The following is a 16784-nucleotide window of genomic DNA, read 5'->3' as shown; positions in this document are numbered from 1 at the left end:
ACTAAAGTGTAAACTTTTTTCCAGCGGTATTTTTCGGGCTTTTCTATCATTTTTTACCAATCGAAAGTAAATTTACAAAAAGTTTATATGCTCCAGAAACGCCTTCGGGCAATTCTCTAAAAAAGCTAATACCTGTGTAAATGTAGTAACCTTTGCCGTGCTTACCAATAAGTAAACTTCCATCTTTCCAGCCTTCGTTATGTTCATAAAAAGACAATACTGGTGTAAAATTTTTGTCCCATTCATTCGGAAAATATAAACCACGTTCTTGTACCCAACCTGTAAAATCTTCTTTGGTAATTTTGTTAGGGAAGTTTAAAACGGAATGATTTCTGTTTAAAAACTTGACTTCTGAAAACTCATCTGTCACTCGTTCTCGTGATAAGGCTATCGGGAAAGGAGCAATTTCTTGGGTTTGCAAACCTCTAGTAGTGTTGTATTGCGTGACGACAGTGCCACCATTTTTAGCATAATTAAACAGTAAATTACGGTGTAAAACTAAATCTTCGTTGGTATTGAAAGCTCTAATTCCTACGACAATCGCATAGTATTTCAACAAATCAGATAACGAGCTTTCATTTAAGTTGATATTGTCAACTTGGTAGCCAATGTTGTGTAGACTTTGCGGAATTAAATCACCTGCACCTTCAATATAACCAATCAAGTTACCTCGTTTTTGAAGATCTAAACGAATGAGTTTACTTTCTGCCGGAGAAAGTATCATTTGTTTTGGAATATGATCAAAATCTATTTCGGTGAGCGATTGGTCAAAAATACCGTGATCACTTACAAAAAAGGCTTTTGCTGAAATTTCTGAAGCTTTTTGCGTAGGTTTGATCGTGACCATTATTGTTTGTTCTTCGCCTTTATGATTGAAATGAAGTTCTTGCTTTACAGAATTAATCTCCCAACCTTTTTCTGTTTTAAACTGTAAACTTCCGCTAAGGTTATCTTGGTATGATTTTACTTTTACCGCTACAGATTTGGGTTGATTATCGGCAAAAATCATCATGGGGTTTTCAAAAGAAATAACCACATCCGGAACTATTAAAATAGGTTCGTTTACTTCACCTCTTACAGGATCATTATGTTTATGGATAAGCGGTCTTTTTATCTGAAAGGTTTCACCATTTATTTCATAAGTTATTGTAGCTATAATTTCAGACAGATTTTCAGGTAAACCAATCAAATTTTCGTTTTCTACCTGATACATTCCTAAACTTGCCTCGGGATTAAGCCAGTAAGGTGAAGTATAATTTACTTTTTGTGGAATTTCAACTGAAAAACTTTCTATATTGTTTTGATTTTTAGATAATAAGATATTTTTATTTAAATAAAAACCTAAACTAGGTATCTCAATATTTTTTAACCTAACTTCTTGATTATTTCGCAAGGTGTTTTCAATGTTTAAGGTGATTTTACTTCCTCTGGTGAGGTGTTGTTGCGGTGTAGAAATTTCGGTATATAAACCTAAACAAGCGAATATAATCTCTTGTGTGAGCTCTAATTTTTCTGTTTTATACGAATTGCTTTTTAGTTGACTGATTTCCGTATAAATTTTTACTAAATCGGTAACACTTTTCTGTGGATTTAAAAAGTCAAAATCCTGCTTTACATCCGTAACAAGTTTTTCTATTTTATCACCTCCCTCAATTTTAGACCAACGGGTGTTAATATTCTCAAAAACATCATTATTTTTTATTTTTTCGCCTTCCAGAAGTTCTAAATATTCACTTTCGTTTCCGCGAATAGCAGTATTACCAAAACCTTGTGATTTGTGTTGACTACGGCTTAAGGCAGCAATTTCGGTGTTTGATTTTCCCGTCATCGGATCAAAAACACCTACATTTACTTCGACCAAATTACTTTTATCGGTTTTGTTGAAAGCTTCTTGTGAGCCGTAAAACCACCAAGAGGTATTCCAAAACAGTCGTTTAGGTTGGTGCAAACCATATTTCTGTGCTGATTCGGGGTGAAAATTAGAGTCGTTTGCTAAACGAAAAGCTTCTACACTTAAACGGGCAGAAGCCGTATGATGACCGTGTGTATTGCCTTCGCTTCGATGGTCAAAACGATTGATGATTACATCGGGCTTAAACTTCCGGATAGTCATCACTACATCTGCCAATACTTTTTCTTTATTCCATATTTCTAAAGTTTCCTGTGGTGTTTTGGAAAAACCAAAGTCATTGGCTCGTGTAAAAAATTGTTGCCCGCCGTCTATTTTTCTGGCTGCAAGAAGTTCTTGTGTGCGTATAAGCCCTAATTGTTCCCGTAACTGTGTTCCGATAAGGTTTTGTCCACCATCGCCACGCGTAATCGATAAATAGGCTGTTTTGGCGTGCTTATGGTTGGCATAGTAGGAGATGAGTTTGGTGTTTTCATCATCGGGATGAGCTGCAAGATATAAAACCGAACCTAAAAATTCGAGTTGTTCTATTTTCTGGTAAATGGCTGCACTTGAATAGTCTATTGTTTGTTGCGAAAACCCAACTAAGGAAGTAAGTAAAAAGAAGAAGTAAAAATGTTTTTTGATGAAAAACATAAGGTGAATTTATTTATGGATTAATGCATAGTTTCGTCTTCCAAAAATGCATCTTTTTGTATCAAAGAAACGCCTTTTTGCAAAATTAAATTGTTGGGGTAAGTTACTAATTCGCCATTTTCTGCTCGTAAAATTAGATGAAAAGCTTTTATATCTTCAATAATTGCCTCCATAGGGTAATCTTTATCGTGAATTTTTATTTTATCCCCAATTTTATAAGGAAAAGAGAAAAACATAATGACTCCTGAAGTAATGTTACTTAAAATGGACCAAACTGCGAACAGAGCAATACCTATAACCGCAAAAATAGAGGAAAAAACTACTGCAAAATCTTTTGGAGTAACTCCCCAAACCAACAAAAGTAAAAATAAGGCAATAAAGGCCATCAAAAAATTGATGTAACGTGCCATCAGTTGGATGCGTGCGATATTTATTTCTTGTCTTTTACCCACTCTATTGGTGGTGGTTGTCAATATAAGACGAACAATTAGCAAGAATAAAATAACGGCAATAGTATATATGATTTGTGTTTGATATGTATAAAACAGTTCTTTCATGAAAACTCGACGGATTTTAAAACCTCAAATTTAAAAAATAGCACGTTATAAAACTTCAAGTTTATAGATTTTTCAACTCCTTATACAATAGATGTATGGGCAAGCCCATCACTGTATAAAATGAGCCTTCAATTTTTTGAATACCTATTTTACCAATCCATTCTTGAATGCCGTATGCGCCAGCTTTGTCGTAAGGTTGAAAAGTGTCGATGTAAAATTCGATTTCTGATGGGGTTAACTTTTTAAAGAAGACTTGAGTTGTATCATGACTCACTTTCGTAAAATTTTTACGAGCAATAGCCACTGCAGAAATCACCTGATGCTGTTTTCCAGAAAGGTTTTGAAGCATTTCTATAGCTTTCTTTTTGTTTTTTGGTTTTCCTAAAATATAATGGTCTTGAGCCACAATGGTGTCTCCTGTAATCACAATGGTATTTTCTTCCTTAAGTATATCTGCAAAGGCTTTTGCTTTATTTAATGTGATGTGTTCTGTAACCTCAGTAGGAGAAAGGTGGTCAGGATAACTTTCGTCAACATTCTTCGCCAAAATCTCAAAGGTCAAGCCCAATTCTTCGAGCAATTGCTTTCTTCTGGGCGAAGCAGAGCCTAAGATAATTCGCTTGTTTTGTAATTTTTGTATCAACGGATTTATTTCCATAAAACAGGATATAAAGCAATAAACCCGGCAAGAGCTACCAACACTAAGTTAAGTAGAACTTTTACAGGAGCATAAGCGTTTTTGTCACTCAACAATTTGAAAATACAAAAGAGTAGCGGCGCAATCACTAAAAATAATACATAAAACAAGGCAATAGAATTGTTGTAGAGAAAAGTAAATAGGTAAAATATGGTGGCGAAAACTACTACAGCAAGAATAGCCACTATTACAAAATTGGTTCGTTTTTCACCTAAGATAATGGGAAGTGTTTTGTTTTCTTGTTGGTAATCACCATTTTTATTTTTCTGCTGATGAACCAATAATAAAGACCAAACGATAAAAAAGGTAAAGACCGCATAATTTACCAAAATAAAAAACAGTTCTCTTTGCCAAGACTGATTGGTGTTATTTACTGCAGGTAACAGGTCATAAATCCCAGGTAAAATAAAAACAAGACTCGTTAAAACAGCGAGAAGAATATTACCCACTTCTACATAAGATTTTAAAAGGTTTCCTCGGGTATAGAGAATGATAGAAATCAATAAAAAAATACTACTAAAAATAGGTCTCTGAATGAGGTTGGAAAGATAAAAACCTCCTAAAAACCCTAGAATACTTAACCCAATAAAAAGATTTACTGCTTTTTGTTCGGTAAAGGTGTTGTAAAGTGTAGCTTTCTCTGGATTGTTGACTTTTATTGCTTTTTTCTGATTGATAAAATCGATGACACTTCCTGAAGCAGCTAAGCAAACCATAGAAAACACCAAAATAGAATAGCCAAAAGTATTAAGGGTGATGTCTATATTGAAGTTTTGGTTGTTTTTTAAGAAATCAAACAGACAAAACTTGATTGCATATAAGGTTGCTGCAATGAGAATTAAGTATCGAAAACGGATGAGTTGTAAGTATTTGTTCATGAAAAAAGATTAATCGTTTATCCAGTTTCCTTGCACTTTTAAGACTTGCTCTATCAAATCCCGTACGCAACCCTGGCCACCATTTTTATGAGAAATATACTTGGAAATTGCTTTTACTTCGGGTACTGCATCTTGCGGACATGTGGGCAAAGCCACCATTTTCATCGGATATACATCGGGAATATCATCACCCATATAGGCTACTTTTTGCGCATCAATATTATAAACATCAAAAAACTCATCAAGACATGCTACTTTATCATCTATTCCCAAATGAATATCAGTAATGCCCAATCCGCGTAAGCGTTTTCTTACGGCTTCATTCTTTCCACCAGAAATCACACAAATGGTATAACCTTTTTGCACAGCTTTTTTTAAAGCATAACCGTCTTTGATGTTCATGCTTCTCAAGAGTTCACCATCATAAGCAATATGCACTTTTCCGTCGGTTAAAACGCCATCTACATCAAAAACAAAGGTGTTGATGTCATTTAAGATCTCTTTATAGTTTTTTTCCATGGGTACGTTGTATCGATTGGGTGAGCAATTTATAAATTTCTTTGAAATTGGCGTCATCCAATTGCGCTAAATGCGAAGAGATGGTCTTTTGATCGTTGCGAATGGCAGGTCCGGTTTGTACACGCTTGGGCGAATTATGGGTCGCTTTTTTTGTAGTTTCGGTCATTAGAGCGTGTAAAATCTCGAAAGGAACTTGATTTTGCTCACACAAATCTTCTCCGATTTGATAAAGATGGTTGACAAAATTACACACAAAAACCGCCGAGAGGTGTAAAGACTTCCGTTGGGTTGAGCTGATAGGATAAATTTTATCGGAAACCAATTTTGCTAATTGCTCTAAAAGTTGGTAATTTTTTTCGGAATCGGCTTCCAAACAAAGCGGAACTTCCTTAAAATTGACCTCTTCTTGTTTAGAAAAAGTCTGTAGCGGATAAAAAACACCATTGTTTTTGGCTGTTTTTTGAAGCGGAACACTTCCGGAAGTGTGTAGAATCAGTTCGTTGCGATCTTGTAATTTTTCCACGTAAGTGCTTACCAAATCATCCTTAAGTGAAATAAGAATCACATCGGCTGGTTTTAGATCTTTTAGGTCGGTAATAGTTGCTGCATTTGTAAATTGCTCAAGGCTCTCTCTGCGGTGATTATAAACTTGTTGCACTTCAATTTCTGGGCTTTCGGTAAAAGCTCTAAAAAGATGAGTGGCGACATTACCTGCTCCTAAAATGCTTACTTTTATCATATCACGAAAGTATAAAAACTTTTAGGCTTGTAAAATAGCATTTTTCTTGTTTTTTGAAGTAAAATTTGGTCTTCAATCGGTTAAAAAGCAGTAAATTTGTCGCGATTTAAAAAAATCTACCATGCTTCAGAAAAAGATCTCCCAATTTTTGTTTTCAACACGCACCATGGCAAGCCTTTTTATCTTATTTGCATTAGCCATGGCAATAGGAACTTTTGTCGAAAACTCTTACAGTACAGCAACAGCAAGAGCATGGATTTACAACGCTTGGTGGTTTGAACTGATTATGCTTTTGTTTGCCGTTAACTTTATTGGGAACATCAAAAAATACCGCTTGTTGCGAAAGGAAAAACTCAATACACTTTTATTACACCTTTCTTTTTTGCTGATTATTATCGGTGCTGGCGTGACAAGATATATTGGGGAAGAAGGTATAATGCCTATACGCGAAGGAGAGACCAGCAATACCATGTTATCTGAAAAAACATACATCTCTGCAATGATAGATGGCAAAGTAGATGGGCAACCTTTACGTAGAAATGTGCACTTGCCTATCAATTTAGCACCGAAAATCGACAATAACAAGACCGTTTCTACCGACTTTAAAGATGATCTCATTGATTTTGAAGTAGTAAAATTTATTGCTGGAGCAGAAGAAGGTCTAATCGAAGATGAAAATGGTAAAAACTACCTAAAAATTGTGGAAGCAGGCGACGGAACTCGTCACGATCATTACCTTGAAGAAGGTGAAGTTACTTCAATACATAATATATTATTTGCTTATAACAAACCCACAGACGGAGCAATAAATGTGATAACAAGTGAGGAAGAAGGCTATCAACTTAAAAGTCCTTTTGTCGGAAGTTATATGCGCATGGCAGATCAGAAACAAGGTATTGTCTATGAAGATTCGTTACAAACCTTGATGATGCGTTCCTTATACGATGTGGCAGGAATGCAATTTGTTTTTCCAGATCCAGAAACTAGAGGGAAATACGATATTGTCGAAAAAGAAGAAAAAGAGAAGGGCGATCAAGATGGTGTGATTCTAAATGTAAAAGCTGGAGGAGAAACCAAACAAGTGAGTTTGTTGGGTGGTAAAGGTTATGTCAACAACCATAAAAAAGTAGAAGTTGGAGGTTATGAGATATATGTACGTTACGGAAGCAAGGAAATCGAATTGCCTTTTTCGCTAAAGCTGAATGATTTTATTGCAGAAAAATATCCGGGTACAGAAACCAATCCGATGCCCAGCTATTCTTCGTTTAAAAGTAAAGTAGACTTGATTGATGGGGAAGAAGTTACCCAACATGATATTTATATGAACCACGTTTTAGACCATCGGGGTTATCGTTTTTTTCAAGCTTCTTTCGATGCCGATGAAAAAGGAACTATACTTTCGGTCAATAACGATTGGTGGGGAACTTGGATCACGTATATCGGTTACTTTTTACTCTACATAGGTTTGATGGTGATTTTATTTGAAAGAGGTTCGCGTTTTGGTGAGCTCAAAAGAAAGTTAGACAAGGTAAAAGCAAAAAAAGAGGCTCTAACGCTATTTATTTTATTGATTTCGTTGACCGGATTTTCACAACAAGATTCTATCGTTATGCCTTCCACACATGATAATGATCCTTTAAAACCCAATCAAGCACAGCACGAACATCACGAAAACGATGCTCATGCGCACTCGAGTAGTATCATTCTCCCTAAAAAAACAGTCGATTCGCTATTAAAGAAAAATGCCATTTCTGAAGAGCACGCCGATAAATTCGGAAGGTTGGTTATACAAGATGCTAAAGGAAGAATGAAACCTGCCAATACTTATTCTTCTGAATTGTTACGTAAACTTAGTAAGAGTGATCATTACGAAGACCTTAATAGTGACCAAGTTCTGTTTTCGATGACAGAAAACCCAACACTTTGGTACAATGCACCACTTATTTATGTGAAAGCCAAAAATGATAGCTTACACCAGATTATTGGGGCAGAGATGGGAGCGAAGCACATCGCCTTGGCTCAGTTTTTTGATGAAAAAGGAAATTATAAGCTTTCACCTTATTTGGAAGCTGCTTATAAAGCGAAAGTAAAAAACCAATTTCAAAAAGACTTTATTGCTGCCGACGAAAAAGTAAACCTATTGTACAATACGTTAGAAGGTAAAGTATTACGTATTTTTCCAATTCCGAATGCCGAAAACAATAAATGGATTTCTTACCCAGAAGCTTTAGAGCAAAAAGAAGCTTTTGTTGGGGTTGATTCGTTGATCATATCCAATATTTTTCCGCTTTATATGCAATCGGTCCATTTTGCCAAACAAAATGGCGATTATAAAAATGCCAACGACTTGTTGTTGGGCATCAAAGGGTTTCAAAAAAAATATGGCTCAGAAGTTTTACCGAGCGAAGAGAAAATAAATGCAGAGGTTTTGTACAATCGTTACGATGTTTTTAGAAATCTGTTTTGGCAATATATGTTGGCAGGCTTGGTCATGTTTATTTTTGTGATTGTTCGAATTTTCAATACTAGTAAAGTATTAAACACATTAGTTTTAATAAGTAAAATAGCAATTTTCTTATTATTTATAGTCCATACCGCAGGATTGATTGCTCGTTGGTATATTTCGGGCCACGCACCTTGGAGCGATGCTTATGAAAGTATGATTTATGTCGCTTGGGCAACCATGTTCTTTGGTCTTGCCTTTGGGCGAAAAAGCGATTTGACCACTGCTTCAACCGCATTTGTAACTTCCATGATTTTGATGGTCGCCCACTGGAACTGGATGGACCCATCGATTGCTAACCTTGTTCCGGTATTAGACTCTTATTGGTTGATGATACACGTTGCAGTCATTGTGGCAAGTTATGGTCCTTTTACGTTAGGGATGATTCTTGGGTTGGTTTCTTTATTGCTTATGATTTTAACCAATGAGAATAATGTTAAGAAGATGAAACTGAACATTCAAGAGTTAAGTATCATCAACGAAATGGCGCTTACCGTTGGTTTGGTCATGCTTACCATTGGTAACTTTTTAGGCGGCCAATGGGCAAACGAAAGTTGGGGACGTTATTGGGGCTGGGATCCTAAAGAAACTTGGGCACTCATCAGTATTATGGTTTATGCGTTTGTGATACACATGCGTTTAGTACCAGGCTTAAGAAGCCGTTTTGCTTTTAATTGGGCGTCTATTATTGCTTTCGGAAGTATTTTGATGACTTATTTTGGAGTAAACTTCTACCTTACAGGTTTGCATTCTTATGCAAGCGGGGACCAAATTATCAGCTATAAATTTATTATAGGTTCGTTTATAGCCTGGATTGTTTTGGGCTTCTTTGCTTACCAAAAATATAAACGCTTTTATAAGAAGTAAGCGATAAAAAAAGCCTATCAAAAATTGATAGGCTTTTTCATTAAAATGTCGAATGTGATATTTATATAACTCTTACGTTTACAGCATTCATTCCTTTTTTACCTTCCTGAAGATCAAACTCTACAGTGTCGCCTTCGTTAATTTCGTCAACTAATCCTGTAACGTGTACAAAATATTCAGTGTTGGTTTCGTCTTCTTTAATAAATCCAAATCCTTTAGTAGAGTTAAAGAATTTGACAGTTCCTTTGTTCATTTTGTGTAATTTAATTTATAATGGGATAAAAATACATTTTATTATTATAATAAATACATTTTTAATACATTATCTTTTTGTAAGGTTAAAATATTTCCTCTAATGCTTTCTGGCGAAAATCAAAAATGGCATCTAATTTCTTCTTAATGATGAGGTGATTCATCAAGTTTCCAATAACACCCAAAGGAGGTTGATAGCTTACAATGTCTGTCATTATAACCCCTTGACGATTAGCCTCTAAATGATGCTGGTGATGCCAAATTTTATAGGGTCCAACACGCTGCTCATCTACAAAAAACTTTTTTTCTTCTAAGTGGGTTATTTCGGTTACCCAATTGGTTTTGATACCCAAAAGTGGAGTTACTTTATATTTAATGATTAATCCTTGGTACATCTTTTTAGGTAAATTCTTTGAGAGAATATCAAAATTCATGTCAGTAGGTGTGATCTTATTAAGGTTTGCAGGGTTTGAAATAAAATCCCACACCTCATCTAAAGATTGGTTGAACTGTTGTGTTTTATACAATTGGTAAAATCCCATGTTTTTAATTTTAAACGAGTTTAAATTAATTATTTTGAGTGCAAAGAGTTGTTAAGAATATCTCAAATTATCTTTTTTGTGTAAGATGTTTGATAATTTTAAAACAAAAAAATTAAGATGAATATATTTGAAGCTATCCGAAAAGACCATGACATTCAACGTGACTTATTAAAAAAAGTATGTAATACTTCTGGTGATACTGAAGAAAGAACAAAACTTTGGAAAGCGTTAAAACAAGAGTTGGTTATCCATGCCGATGCAGAAGAACGCTTTTTTTATGCGCCTCTTATTCACAATGATATGATGCAAGAACATGCAAGACACGGTATCGCCGAGCATCATGAAATGGATGAGCTAATAGAAAAGATTGAAGAAGCAGACCCCACAACGCCAGCTTGGCTAACTTATGCTAAACAGCTTTCGGAGAAAGTTGAACATCATCTCGATGATGAAGAACATACATTTTTTCAGTTGGCAGGAAAGGTATATAATGAAAAAGAGAAAGAAGGATTGGCGAAAGATTATCTAGATTATATGGAAAATGAACGCGGCTAATATAAACTTCCTGTTTTAAAGGTAAAATTTTAATAAAGTCAAGCTTTTATTAGGTGTTTTATCTACTAAACCTTATATTCCTCGCAAACAATATTAATATTTTTAAATTAAAAGACATGTCAAAAGCAGAAAAAGGAAGTAAAGTAAAAGTACATTACACAGGGAGATTGACAAACCATACGATTTTTGATTCTTCACGTGACCGCGAGCCATTAGAGTTCACCGTAGGTGCGGGTCAAATGATTAAGGGTTTTGATAGAGCTGTAGAAGGAATGAACATTGGAGATTCCAAAAACATCAGAATTCCTATGGATGAAGCTTATGGGCCAAAAAGAGACGATGCTTTCGTCACCGTAAATAAATCTAAATTACCCGAAGGCTTAGAGCCAAAAGTAGGAATGCAATTAGAGGCTTCACAACCCGACGGACAAAGACAAATGTTGGTGATTTCAGAAATTAAGGAAGACGAAGTTGTTTTGGATGCCAACCACCCATTAGCAGGTCAAGATTTAGAATTTGATATCGAACTGATGGAGGTGAACTAAATTTTATATCATACATACAAAAAAACCTCTCACGTGTGAGAGGTTTTTTTGATTTTGTGTTTTAGAAAAAACTATCTTGTGCAATTTGCACCCCAGTTTTCGCTTCCTTCGCTATATAAAATAATCAACTCACTTGCGTTGATTCTAATATAGCTGCTTTCGTCACCACCAACATTAATGTGGTATTCACTGTTTTCTTCTTCAAATTTCACACCTGTAATATCCGGAATTCCATCTGAAAAACTAAAACGATAGTTATCACCAACTTTGGTTACTGTAACTCTACCATCATTGGTGTTTACAGTCGTTCCGTCACCAGAGTCATAGCTTAAAGAACCGTCATAAGTTCCTACAAACAAATCGTTATCTACTGGGTTGTCATCTTTGCTGCAAGAGGTAAAAGCAAAAATGGTCAAGGCAAATACTGCCGTTAATTTCAATAAATTTTTCATAACTATTTTTTGTTTTTATGTTAATGAGATAAATATAGAAACGTATTGATGGTCAAAAAAAATGATTAACAAAAACTTAGGTGCATAACTAAAAGACTTGTTAAAAAATAGTTTACATTAGTGTAATGCAAATAATACTTTACACTTCAGAAGATTTACCAAAATGCTTAGAAATTTTTGATTCTAACTGTCCTTCTTATTTTAATGAACATGAGCGCTTTGAATTTGAAAACTTTCTGAAAGAAAATAAGTTTCCATATTGGTTAGTGACAGAAGGTGATAAAATTGTTGGTTGTGGCGGAATTTATATTTCCGATACTGATTTTGAGCGAGCAGAATTCGACAAAGAGGTAGGCTTTGCTTGGGGAATGATTCATCAGGATGAACACAAAAAAGGTTACGGTAAAGCCTTGAGTAAATTTAGAATTCAGTTTTTAAAAGAAAATTTTCCCGATTACCAAAAGGTTCTTCGCACTACACAAAACACCAATAAGTTTTTTGAGAAGTTTGGGTTTACTACTTACAAATTTGTAGAAAATGGTTTTGGTGGAGGTTTTGATAAATATGTGATGGTATATCAAAAAGAATCATAGCTTTTTCTTAAAACTACAAAAAATAAAATTTTGTGTAGTGCCAAAAGGAGTAGAGTGATTATTGATTTTACATTGCTCTTTTGCAAAAATAGTTTCAAAAAGTAAAGTCATCGATTTTTCTGAATATTGTTTGATAGGTATTCCGCTGCATTTTGTTGGTCCATCGGTAGAAAATGTTCCTAAGATGAGTTTCCCTTTCGGGGAAATAGCATTGCGGACTAATTCCACGTATGTGTTGATGTCACTTTCTTCTGTCAAAAAATGAAAAGCCGCTCGGTCGTGCCAAATATCAAAAGTTTCTTTAGGGTTGAACGCTGTAATATCACTCACCACCCAATTGACTTGCTTAGCTTTTGCCCCTAAACGTTTTTGAGCTCTTTCGATCGCAGTTTTGGAAATATCGAGCACGGTAATATTTGTAAAACCCAATTCTAGTAAATGGTCGACGAGAAAACTATCACCGGCACCAACATCAATGATTTTAGTGGTTTTAGGAGGTTTACTTTCTAAAATGAAATCTAAAGATGTTTGTGGAGTAGGTTGGTACCAACTTACTTCGTTAAGACTTTTAGTTTCGTAAATGTTTTCCCAATGCTTTTTTCTGTTGAAAACTTCCATAAGTCAATAATAAAAAAGCCACTTACAAAAGTGGCTTTTGAAGTTCTTTTATTTTAATCCGCCAACCATATCTTCAGGTTTTACCCATTCGTCAAATTCTTCGGCAGTGGTATGACCTAATTTTACGGCTTCTTCTTTTAAAGTAGTCCCGTTTTTGTGGGCTGCATTGGCAATTTCTGCGGCTTTGTAGTAACCAATTTTGGTATTTAAAGCGGTAACCAACATTAAACTTTTGCTTACTAATTCGTCGATACGTTCTTGATTGGGTTCGATACCTGCTGCACAATGCATATCAAAAGAGACACAAGCATCACCGATAAGTTGGGCACTTTGTAGTAAATTGGCTGCCATCACAGGTTTAAAAACGTTTAACTCAAAATGACCTTGCATGCCGCCGACACCGATGGCTACATCGTTCCCCATGACTTGGGCACAAACCATAGTTAAGGCTTCACATTGAGTTGGATTTACTTTTCCGGGCATAATTGAAGAACCAGGTTCGTTTGCCGGAATGATAATTTCACCGATTCCGCTACGAGGTCCAGAAGCCAACATACGGATATCATTTGCAATTTTATTTAAAGAAACAGCAATTTGTTTTAAAGCACCGTGAGTTTCGACAAAAGCGTCGTGTGCAGCAAGTGCTTCAAATTTATTTTCCGCAGAAGTGAAAGGCAAACCAGTAAACTCGGCAATGTATTTCGCTACATTCTCTGCATAGCCTTCAGGTGTATTTAAACCTGTTCCTACAGCGGTTCCGCCAAGAGCAAGTTCTGCCAAATGCGGTAAGGTATTTTCTAAGGCTTTAATACCGTGGTCAAGTTGCGAAACATAACCGCTAAATTCTTGTCCCAAAGTAAGTGGTGTCGCATCCATAAAGTGTGTACGACCAATTTTGACCACTTTTGCAAAATCTTTGGCTTTTCTATCTAAAGTATCCCGTAAACGTTTGATTCCCGGAAGGGTCACTTTTATAATTTTGATATAAGCAGCAATGTGCATTCCTGTCGGGAAAGTATCGTTAGACGATTGCGACTTGTTGACATCGTCATTGGGCTGAAGTGTTTTTTCACCTTCGCCAATGGTTTTTCCAGCTAATTGATGAGCACGATTGGCAATAACTTCGTTTACATTCATATTGCTTTGCGTACCCGAACCTGTTTGCCATATCACTAACGGAAACTGATCGTTGTGTTTACCTTCCAAAATTTCGTTACAAACGTCAGCAATCAACTCCCTCTTTTCTGGAGCTAAAATACCTGCATCTGCATTGGTATAAGCCGCTGCTTTTTTAAGGTATGCAAATCCGTAAATAATCTCGAGAGGCATCGAAGCTTCTGGGCCAATTTTGAAGTTGTTACGAGAACGTTCGGTTTGTGCTCCCCATAATTTATCGGCAGGCACTTTTACTTCGCCCATAGTATCTTTTTCTATACGATATGACATGATTTGAGTGTTTTGTTTTTAGGATTTCAAAAATAAGATTTTTACGGCTAAATCTTAAGCATATAGAGCTACAAATTTATTTTTGTAATCGATAGGAGTGACTCCAACATATTTCTTAAAAATATTTCGAAAAGATTTTTCATCATTATAACCAACCTCGAGCATGACTTCACCTATATTTTTTCGTGTACTTTCAATTAGTTTTTTGGCGGCTTCTACTTTTACACGTTGTATATATTGCGCAAGCGTATTGTGTGTTGCTTTTTTAAAACGTCGTTCGATATTCCTTCTGCTCATCGCAACCATTTCTGAAAGTTCATCGACAGAAAGTTTTGCGTTATAATTTTTTTCGACAAAAGTCTGTAGTTTTTTTACTTCTTCATCCTGATGGTTTTTTTGACCTTCAAAAATGGTGAATGTCGCTTGATTGTTTCGGTGTATATCTATGGCAAAATATTTGGAAGCTCGAATAGCCATTTCCCTATTGGTATATTTTTCCGCTAAATAGAGTAATAAATTCCATATAGAATTTGCTCCGCCACTCGAATAAATGCCATTATCTACCGTAATAATTCCACCGTCAACAATATTTATATGAGGATACCTTTCTTTAAAAAGGTTATAAAACGCCCAATGGGTAGAACATTTTTTTTGATCGAGTAAACCTGTTTCGGCCAGAAGGAAAACACCGGTACAAAGCGAAGCTATTTTTGCTCCCTCTTTATATGCTTTTTGTATGTAGGGAATGAAGTTTTTGTTAAGTTGTAGGTTGTCTTCCATATTCCCGTAAATAGGAGGAATGATTAGCAAATCGGTTTTGGGCGGCTCACTTAATAAAACATCAGTCTTTACCTGAAAAGAGCCTTCTTGCACGGGAACAATCGTTTCTTCACCCATTAAATTTATGTTAAACTTAGCTGGTTGACCTTCTGATTCTAAGAAAGAATTGATAGTTTTAAATAAATATTGTGCACTTGCAATTCCTTGAATTACAGCATATTTAGGCGTGAGAATTGTAACTGTCACCATTGTTTTTATAAAAGAAAATAAAGATAAATTATTTTTTTGTCGCAAACAACCCGATAAGCAGTCGTTTTTACACATTATAAGTTCAAGTCTTTTATTACAACTTTGTCATATAAAATTTAGAAATCATGAAAAAGCAAACATTTACCACACGCATTAAAGCTCCAAAAGAAAAAGTATGGGAAGTACTTTGGGGTGACGAAACCTATCCGCAATGGACTTCCGCATTTAGCGAAGGGTCGATAGCCAAAACCGATTGGAAAGAAGGAAGCAAAGTCGAATTTATAGATCGTAAAAGCAACTCTGGAATGCTAGCCAGAATAGCCGAAAAAAAAGAACCAGAAGTTATGTCTTTTGAGCATTATGGAATAATCAAAGATGGGGTAGAAGATACGCAAAGTGAAGAAGTAAAAGCATGGGCTGGCGCAAGAGAAAACTATTATTTAACACAAACGGGAGAAGAAACAGAACTGAAAGTAATTTCTGATGTAAACGAAGAATACGAAGAAATGTTTGCCGATATGTGGCCGAAAGCATTAAAGAAACTAAAAGAAATTTCAGAAAAATAAATAAGATGAATAACGATATCTATCCTTGTGTTTGGATGAACGGAACTGGAGAGGAAGCCGCAAAACTGTATTCCGAAGTTTTTAAAAATACCAAGGTTGTAAAAAATACACCCATGGTAAAAATGTTGGAGCTAGACGGTCAGAAACTGATGCTTTTAGATGCAGGTTCGCCTTTTAAACCTAATGCCAGTCTTTCTTTTTTAGTTGCCAATAAAGACGAAAAAGAAACCGAAAGACTTTATAAACTGCTCGAAAAAGAAGGAGAAGTCTTGATGCCTTTAGACAAATACCATTTTAGCGAAAAGTATGCTTGGGTAGAAGATAAATTTGGTGTGAATTGGCAATTATATACGGGTGAAAAAGGTAATACCGACCAATATTTTACGCCAAGTTTGATGTTTGTGAATAAGAATAATGGGAAAGCAAAAGAGGCAATTGCGTTTTACACTTCCGTTTTCCCTAATTCTTCTGTAGAAGGAATCATGGAGCAACCAGAAGCAAGTGATGAGCCTAAGGGAAATGTGGCTCACGCTCAGTTTCAGCTGAATGATTTTACGATGGCGATTATGGAAAATTCTGCAGCGCATGATTTCGATTTTAACGAAGGTGTTTCGATTACCGTGATGACCAACGACCAAAAAGAAACCGATTATTATTGGAAGTTGCTTACCGAAAACGGAGGAGAAGAAAGTAAATGCAGTTGGCTAAAAGATAAATACGGTGTGAGTTGGCAAATTGTCCCGAAAAGATTGGTGGAACTGATGAACCAAGAAAATCAAGAAAAAGCTCAAAAGGTAATGCAGGCGATGATGCAAATGAATAAAATTATTATTGAAGACATCGAAAAAGCAAATAACTCCTAACTCTCAAAAAAACACAAA

General features: G+C 35.5%; 18 protein-coding genes. 6 read left to right on the top strand and 12 right to left on the bottom strand.

What is annotated here, in order from left to right; genetic code table 11:
* Nucleotides 1-46: 46 nt before the first annotated feature.
* The 6 genes from DNG35_RS02400 to DNG35_RS02375 form a co-directional block, all read right to left on the bottom strand.
* The gene (locus DNG35_RS02400) at nt 47-2545 is read right to left on the bottom strand and encodes a PIG-L family deacetylase (protein ID WP_111126161.1); all 2499 of its coding nucleotides are present in this window, start codon (nt 2543-2545) and stop codon (nt 47-49) included.
* Nucleotides 2546-2565: 20 nt separating this feature from the next.
* Entirely contained in the window at nt 2566-3102 is a 537-nt protein-coding gene (locus tag DNG35_RS02395; RefSeq protein ID WP_111126160.1) for a mechanosensitive ion channel domain-containing protein, read from the bottom strand.
* 61 nt (nt 3103-3163) lie between these two features.
* A complete protein-coding gene (locus tag DNG35_RS02390) occupies nt 3164-3760 on the bottom strand; it encodes a nucleoside triphosphate pyrophosphatase (protein ID WP_111126159.1) in 597 nt (198 codons plus the stop codon).
* Nucleotides 3751-4677 (bottom strand): UbiA family prenyltransferase, encoded by a 927-nt coding sequence (locus DNG35_RS02385; RefSeq protein ID WP_111126158.1) that lies wholly within the window; start codon nt 4675-4677, stop codon nt 3751-3753. Before DNG35_RS02385 ends, DNG35_RS02390 begins: the two co-directional genes overlap by 10 nt.
* A gap of 9 nt (nt 4678-4686) precedes the next feature.
* A complete protein-coding gene (locus DNG35_RS02380) occupies nt 4687-5196 on the bottom strand; it encodes an HAD family hydrolase (protein WP_111126157.1) in 510 nt (169 codons plus the stop codon).
* Entirely contained in the window at nt 5180-5935 is a 756-nt protein-coding gene (locus tag DNG35_RS02375) for a Rossmann-like and DUF2520 domain-containing protein (RefSeq protein ID WP_111126156.1), read from the bottom strand. Before DNG35_RS02375 ends, DNG35_RS02380 begins: the two co-directional genes overlap by 17 nt.
* A 121-nt stretch (nt 5936-6056) precedes the next feature.
* Here DNG35_RS02375 and ccsA point away from each other — a divergent pair, with 121 nt between their 5' ends.
* A complete protein-coding gene (ccsA, locus tag DNG35_RS02370) occupies nt 6057-9305 on the top strand; it encodes a cytochrome c biogenesis protein (RefSeq protein ID WP_233494436.1) in 3249 nt (1082 codons plus the stop codon).
* Between the two features lie 61 nt (nt 9306-9366).
* Here ccsA and DNG35_RS02365 read toward each other — a convergent pair whose 3' ends face one another.
* Both DNG35_RS02365 and DNG35_RS02360 read right to left on the bottom strand, forming a co-directional pair.
* On the bottom strand, nt 9367-9558 hold the full coding sequence (locus DNG35_RS02365) for a cold-shock protein (RefSeq protein WP_111126155.1): 192 nt from the start codon (nt 9556-9558) through the stop codon (nt 9367-9369).
* A gap of 85 nt (nt 9559-9643) precedes the next feature.
* Nucleotides 9644-10099 (bottom strand): SRPBCC family protein, encoded by a 456-nt coding sequence (locus DNG35_RS02360; RefSeq protein ID WP_111126154.1) that lies wholly within the window; start codon nt 10097-10099, stop codon nt 9644-9646.
* Nucleotides 10100-10216: 117 nt separating this feature from the next.
* On the opposite strand from DNG35_RS02360, the gene DNG35_RS02355 reads away from it, so the two are divergent.
* On the top strand, nt 10217-10654 hold the full coding sequence (locus DNG35_RS02355) for a hemerythrin domain-containing protein (protein ID WP_111126153.1): 438 nt from the start codon (nt 10217-10219) through the stop codon (nt 10652-10654).
* A 116-nt stretch (nt 10655-10770) separates the two neighbouring features.
* Nucleotides 10771-11199: a peptidylprolyl isomerase gene (locus DNG35_RS02350; RefSeq protein ID WP_111126152.1), complete on the top strand. Its 429-nt coding sequence runs from the start codon at nt 10771-10773 to the stop codon at nt 11197-11199.
* A 71-nt stretch (nt 11200-11270) separates the two neighbouring features.
* Here DNG35_RS02350 and DNG35_RS02345 read toward each other — a convergent pair whose 3' ends face one another.
* Entirely contained in the window at nt 11271-11651 is a 381-nt protein-coding gene (locus tag DNG35_RS02345; RefSeq protein ID WP_111126151.1) for a hypothetical protein, read from the bottom strand.
* A 125-nt stretch (nt 11652-11776) separates the two neighbouring features.
* Here DNG35_RS02345 and DNG35_RS02340 point away from each other — a divergent pair, with 125 nt between their 5' ends.
* Nucleotides 11777-12244, top strand: coding sequence for a GNAT family N-acetyltransferase (locus DNG35_RS02340; protein ID WP_111126150.1), 468 nt, complete (start codon nt 11777-11779; stop codon nt 12242-12244).
* Here the strand turns inward: DNG35_RS02340 and DNG35_RS02335 are convergent.
* The 3 genes from DNG35_RS02335 to DNG35_RS02325 are packed head-to-tail and all read right to left on the bottom strand — an operon-like array spanning nt 12239 to nt 15337.
* Nucleotides 12239-12862 (bottom strand): trans-aconitate 2-methyltransferase, encoded by a 624-nt coding sequence (locus DNG35_RS02335; RefSeq protein ID WP_111126149.1) that lies wholly within the window; start codon nt 12860-12862, stop codon nt 12239-12241. The two genes, DNG35_RS02340 and DNG35_RS02335, sit on opposite strands and share 6 nt — an antisense overlap.
* Before the next feature lie 48 nt (nt 12863-12910).
* Nucleotides 12911-14308 (bottom strand): class II fumarate hydratase, encoded by a 1398-nt coding sequence (gene fumC, locus DNG35_RS02330; protein WP_111126148.1) that lies wholly within the window; start codon nt 14306-14308, stop codon nt 12911-12913.
* A gap of 54 nt (nt 14309-14362) precedes the next feature.
* A complete protein-coding gene (locus tag DNG35_RS02325) occupies nt 14363-15337 on the bottom strand; it encodes a GlxA family transcriptional regulator (RefSeq protein WP_199489088.1) in 975 nt (324 codons plus the stop codon).
* A 125-nt stretch (nt 15338-15462) separates the two neighbouring features.
* Between DNG35_RS02325 and DNG35_RS02320 the strand changes: the two genes are divergently transcribed.
* Both DNG35_RS02320 and DNG35_RS02315 read left to right on the top strand, forming a co-directional pair.
* Nucleotides 15463-15903, top strand: a complete 441-nt coding sequence (locus tag DNG35_RS02320; protein ID WP_111126147.1) for an SRPBCC domain-containing protein — start codon at nt 15463-15465, stop codon at nt 15901-15903.
* A 5-nt stretch (nt 15904-15908) separates the two neighbouring features.
* The gene (locus tag DNG35_RS02315; protein WP_111126216.1) at nt 15909-16766 is read left to right on the top strand and encodes a VOC family protein; all 858 of its coding nucleotides are present in this window, start codon (nt 15909-15911) and stop codon (nt 16764-16766) included.
* Nucleotides 16767-16784 lie beyond the last annotated feature (18 nt).

This window comes from Mesonia sp. K7, assembly GCF_003233725.1.
Lineage (GTDB): Bacteria > Bacteroidota > Bacteroidia > Flavobacteriales > Flavobacteriaceae > Mesonia.
The sequence above is the reverse complement of the archived record's forward strand: the minus strand, read 5'-3'. Positions and strand labels throughout refer to the sequence as shown.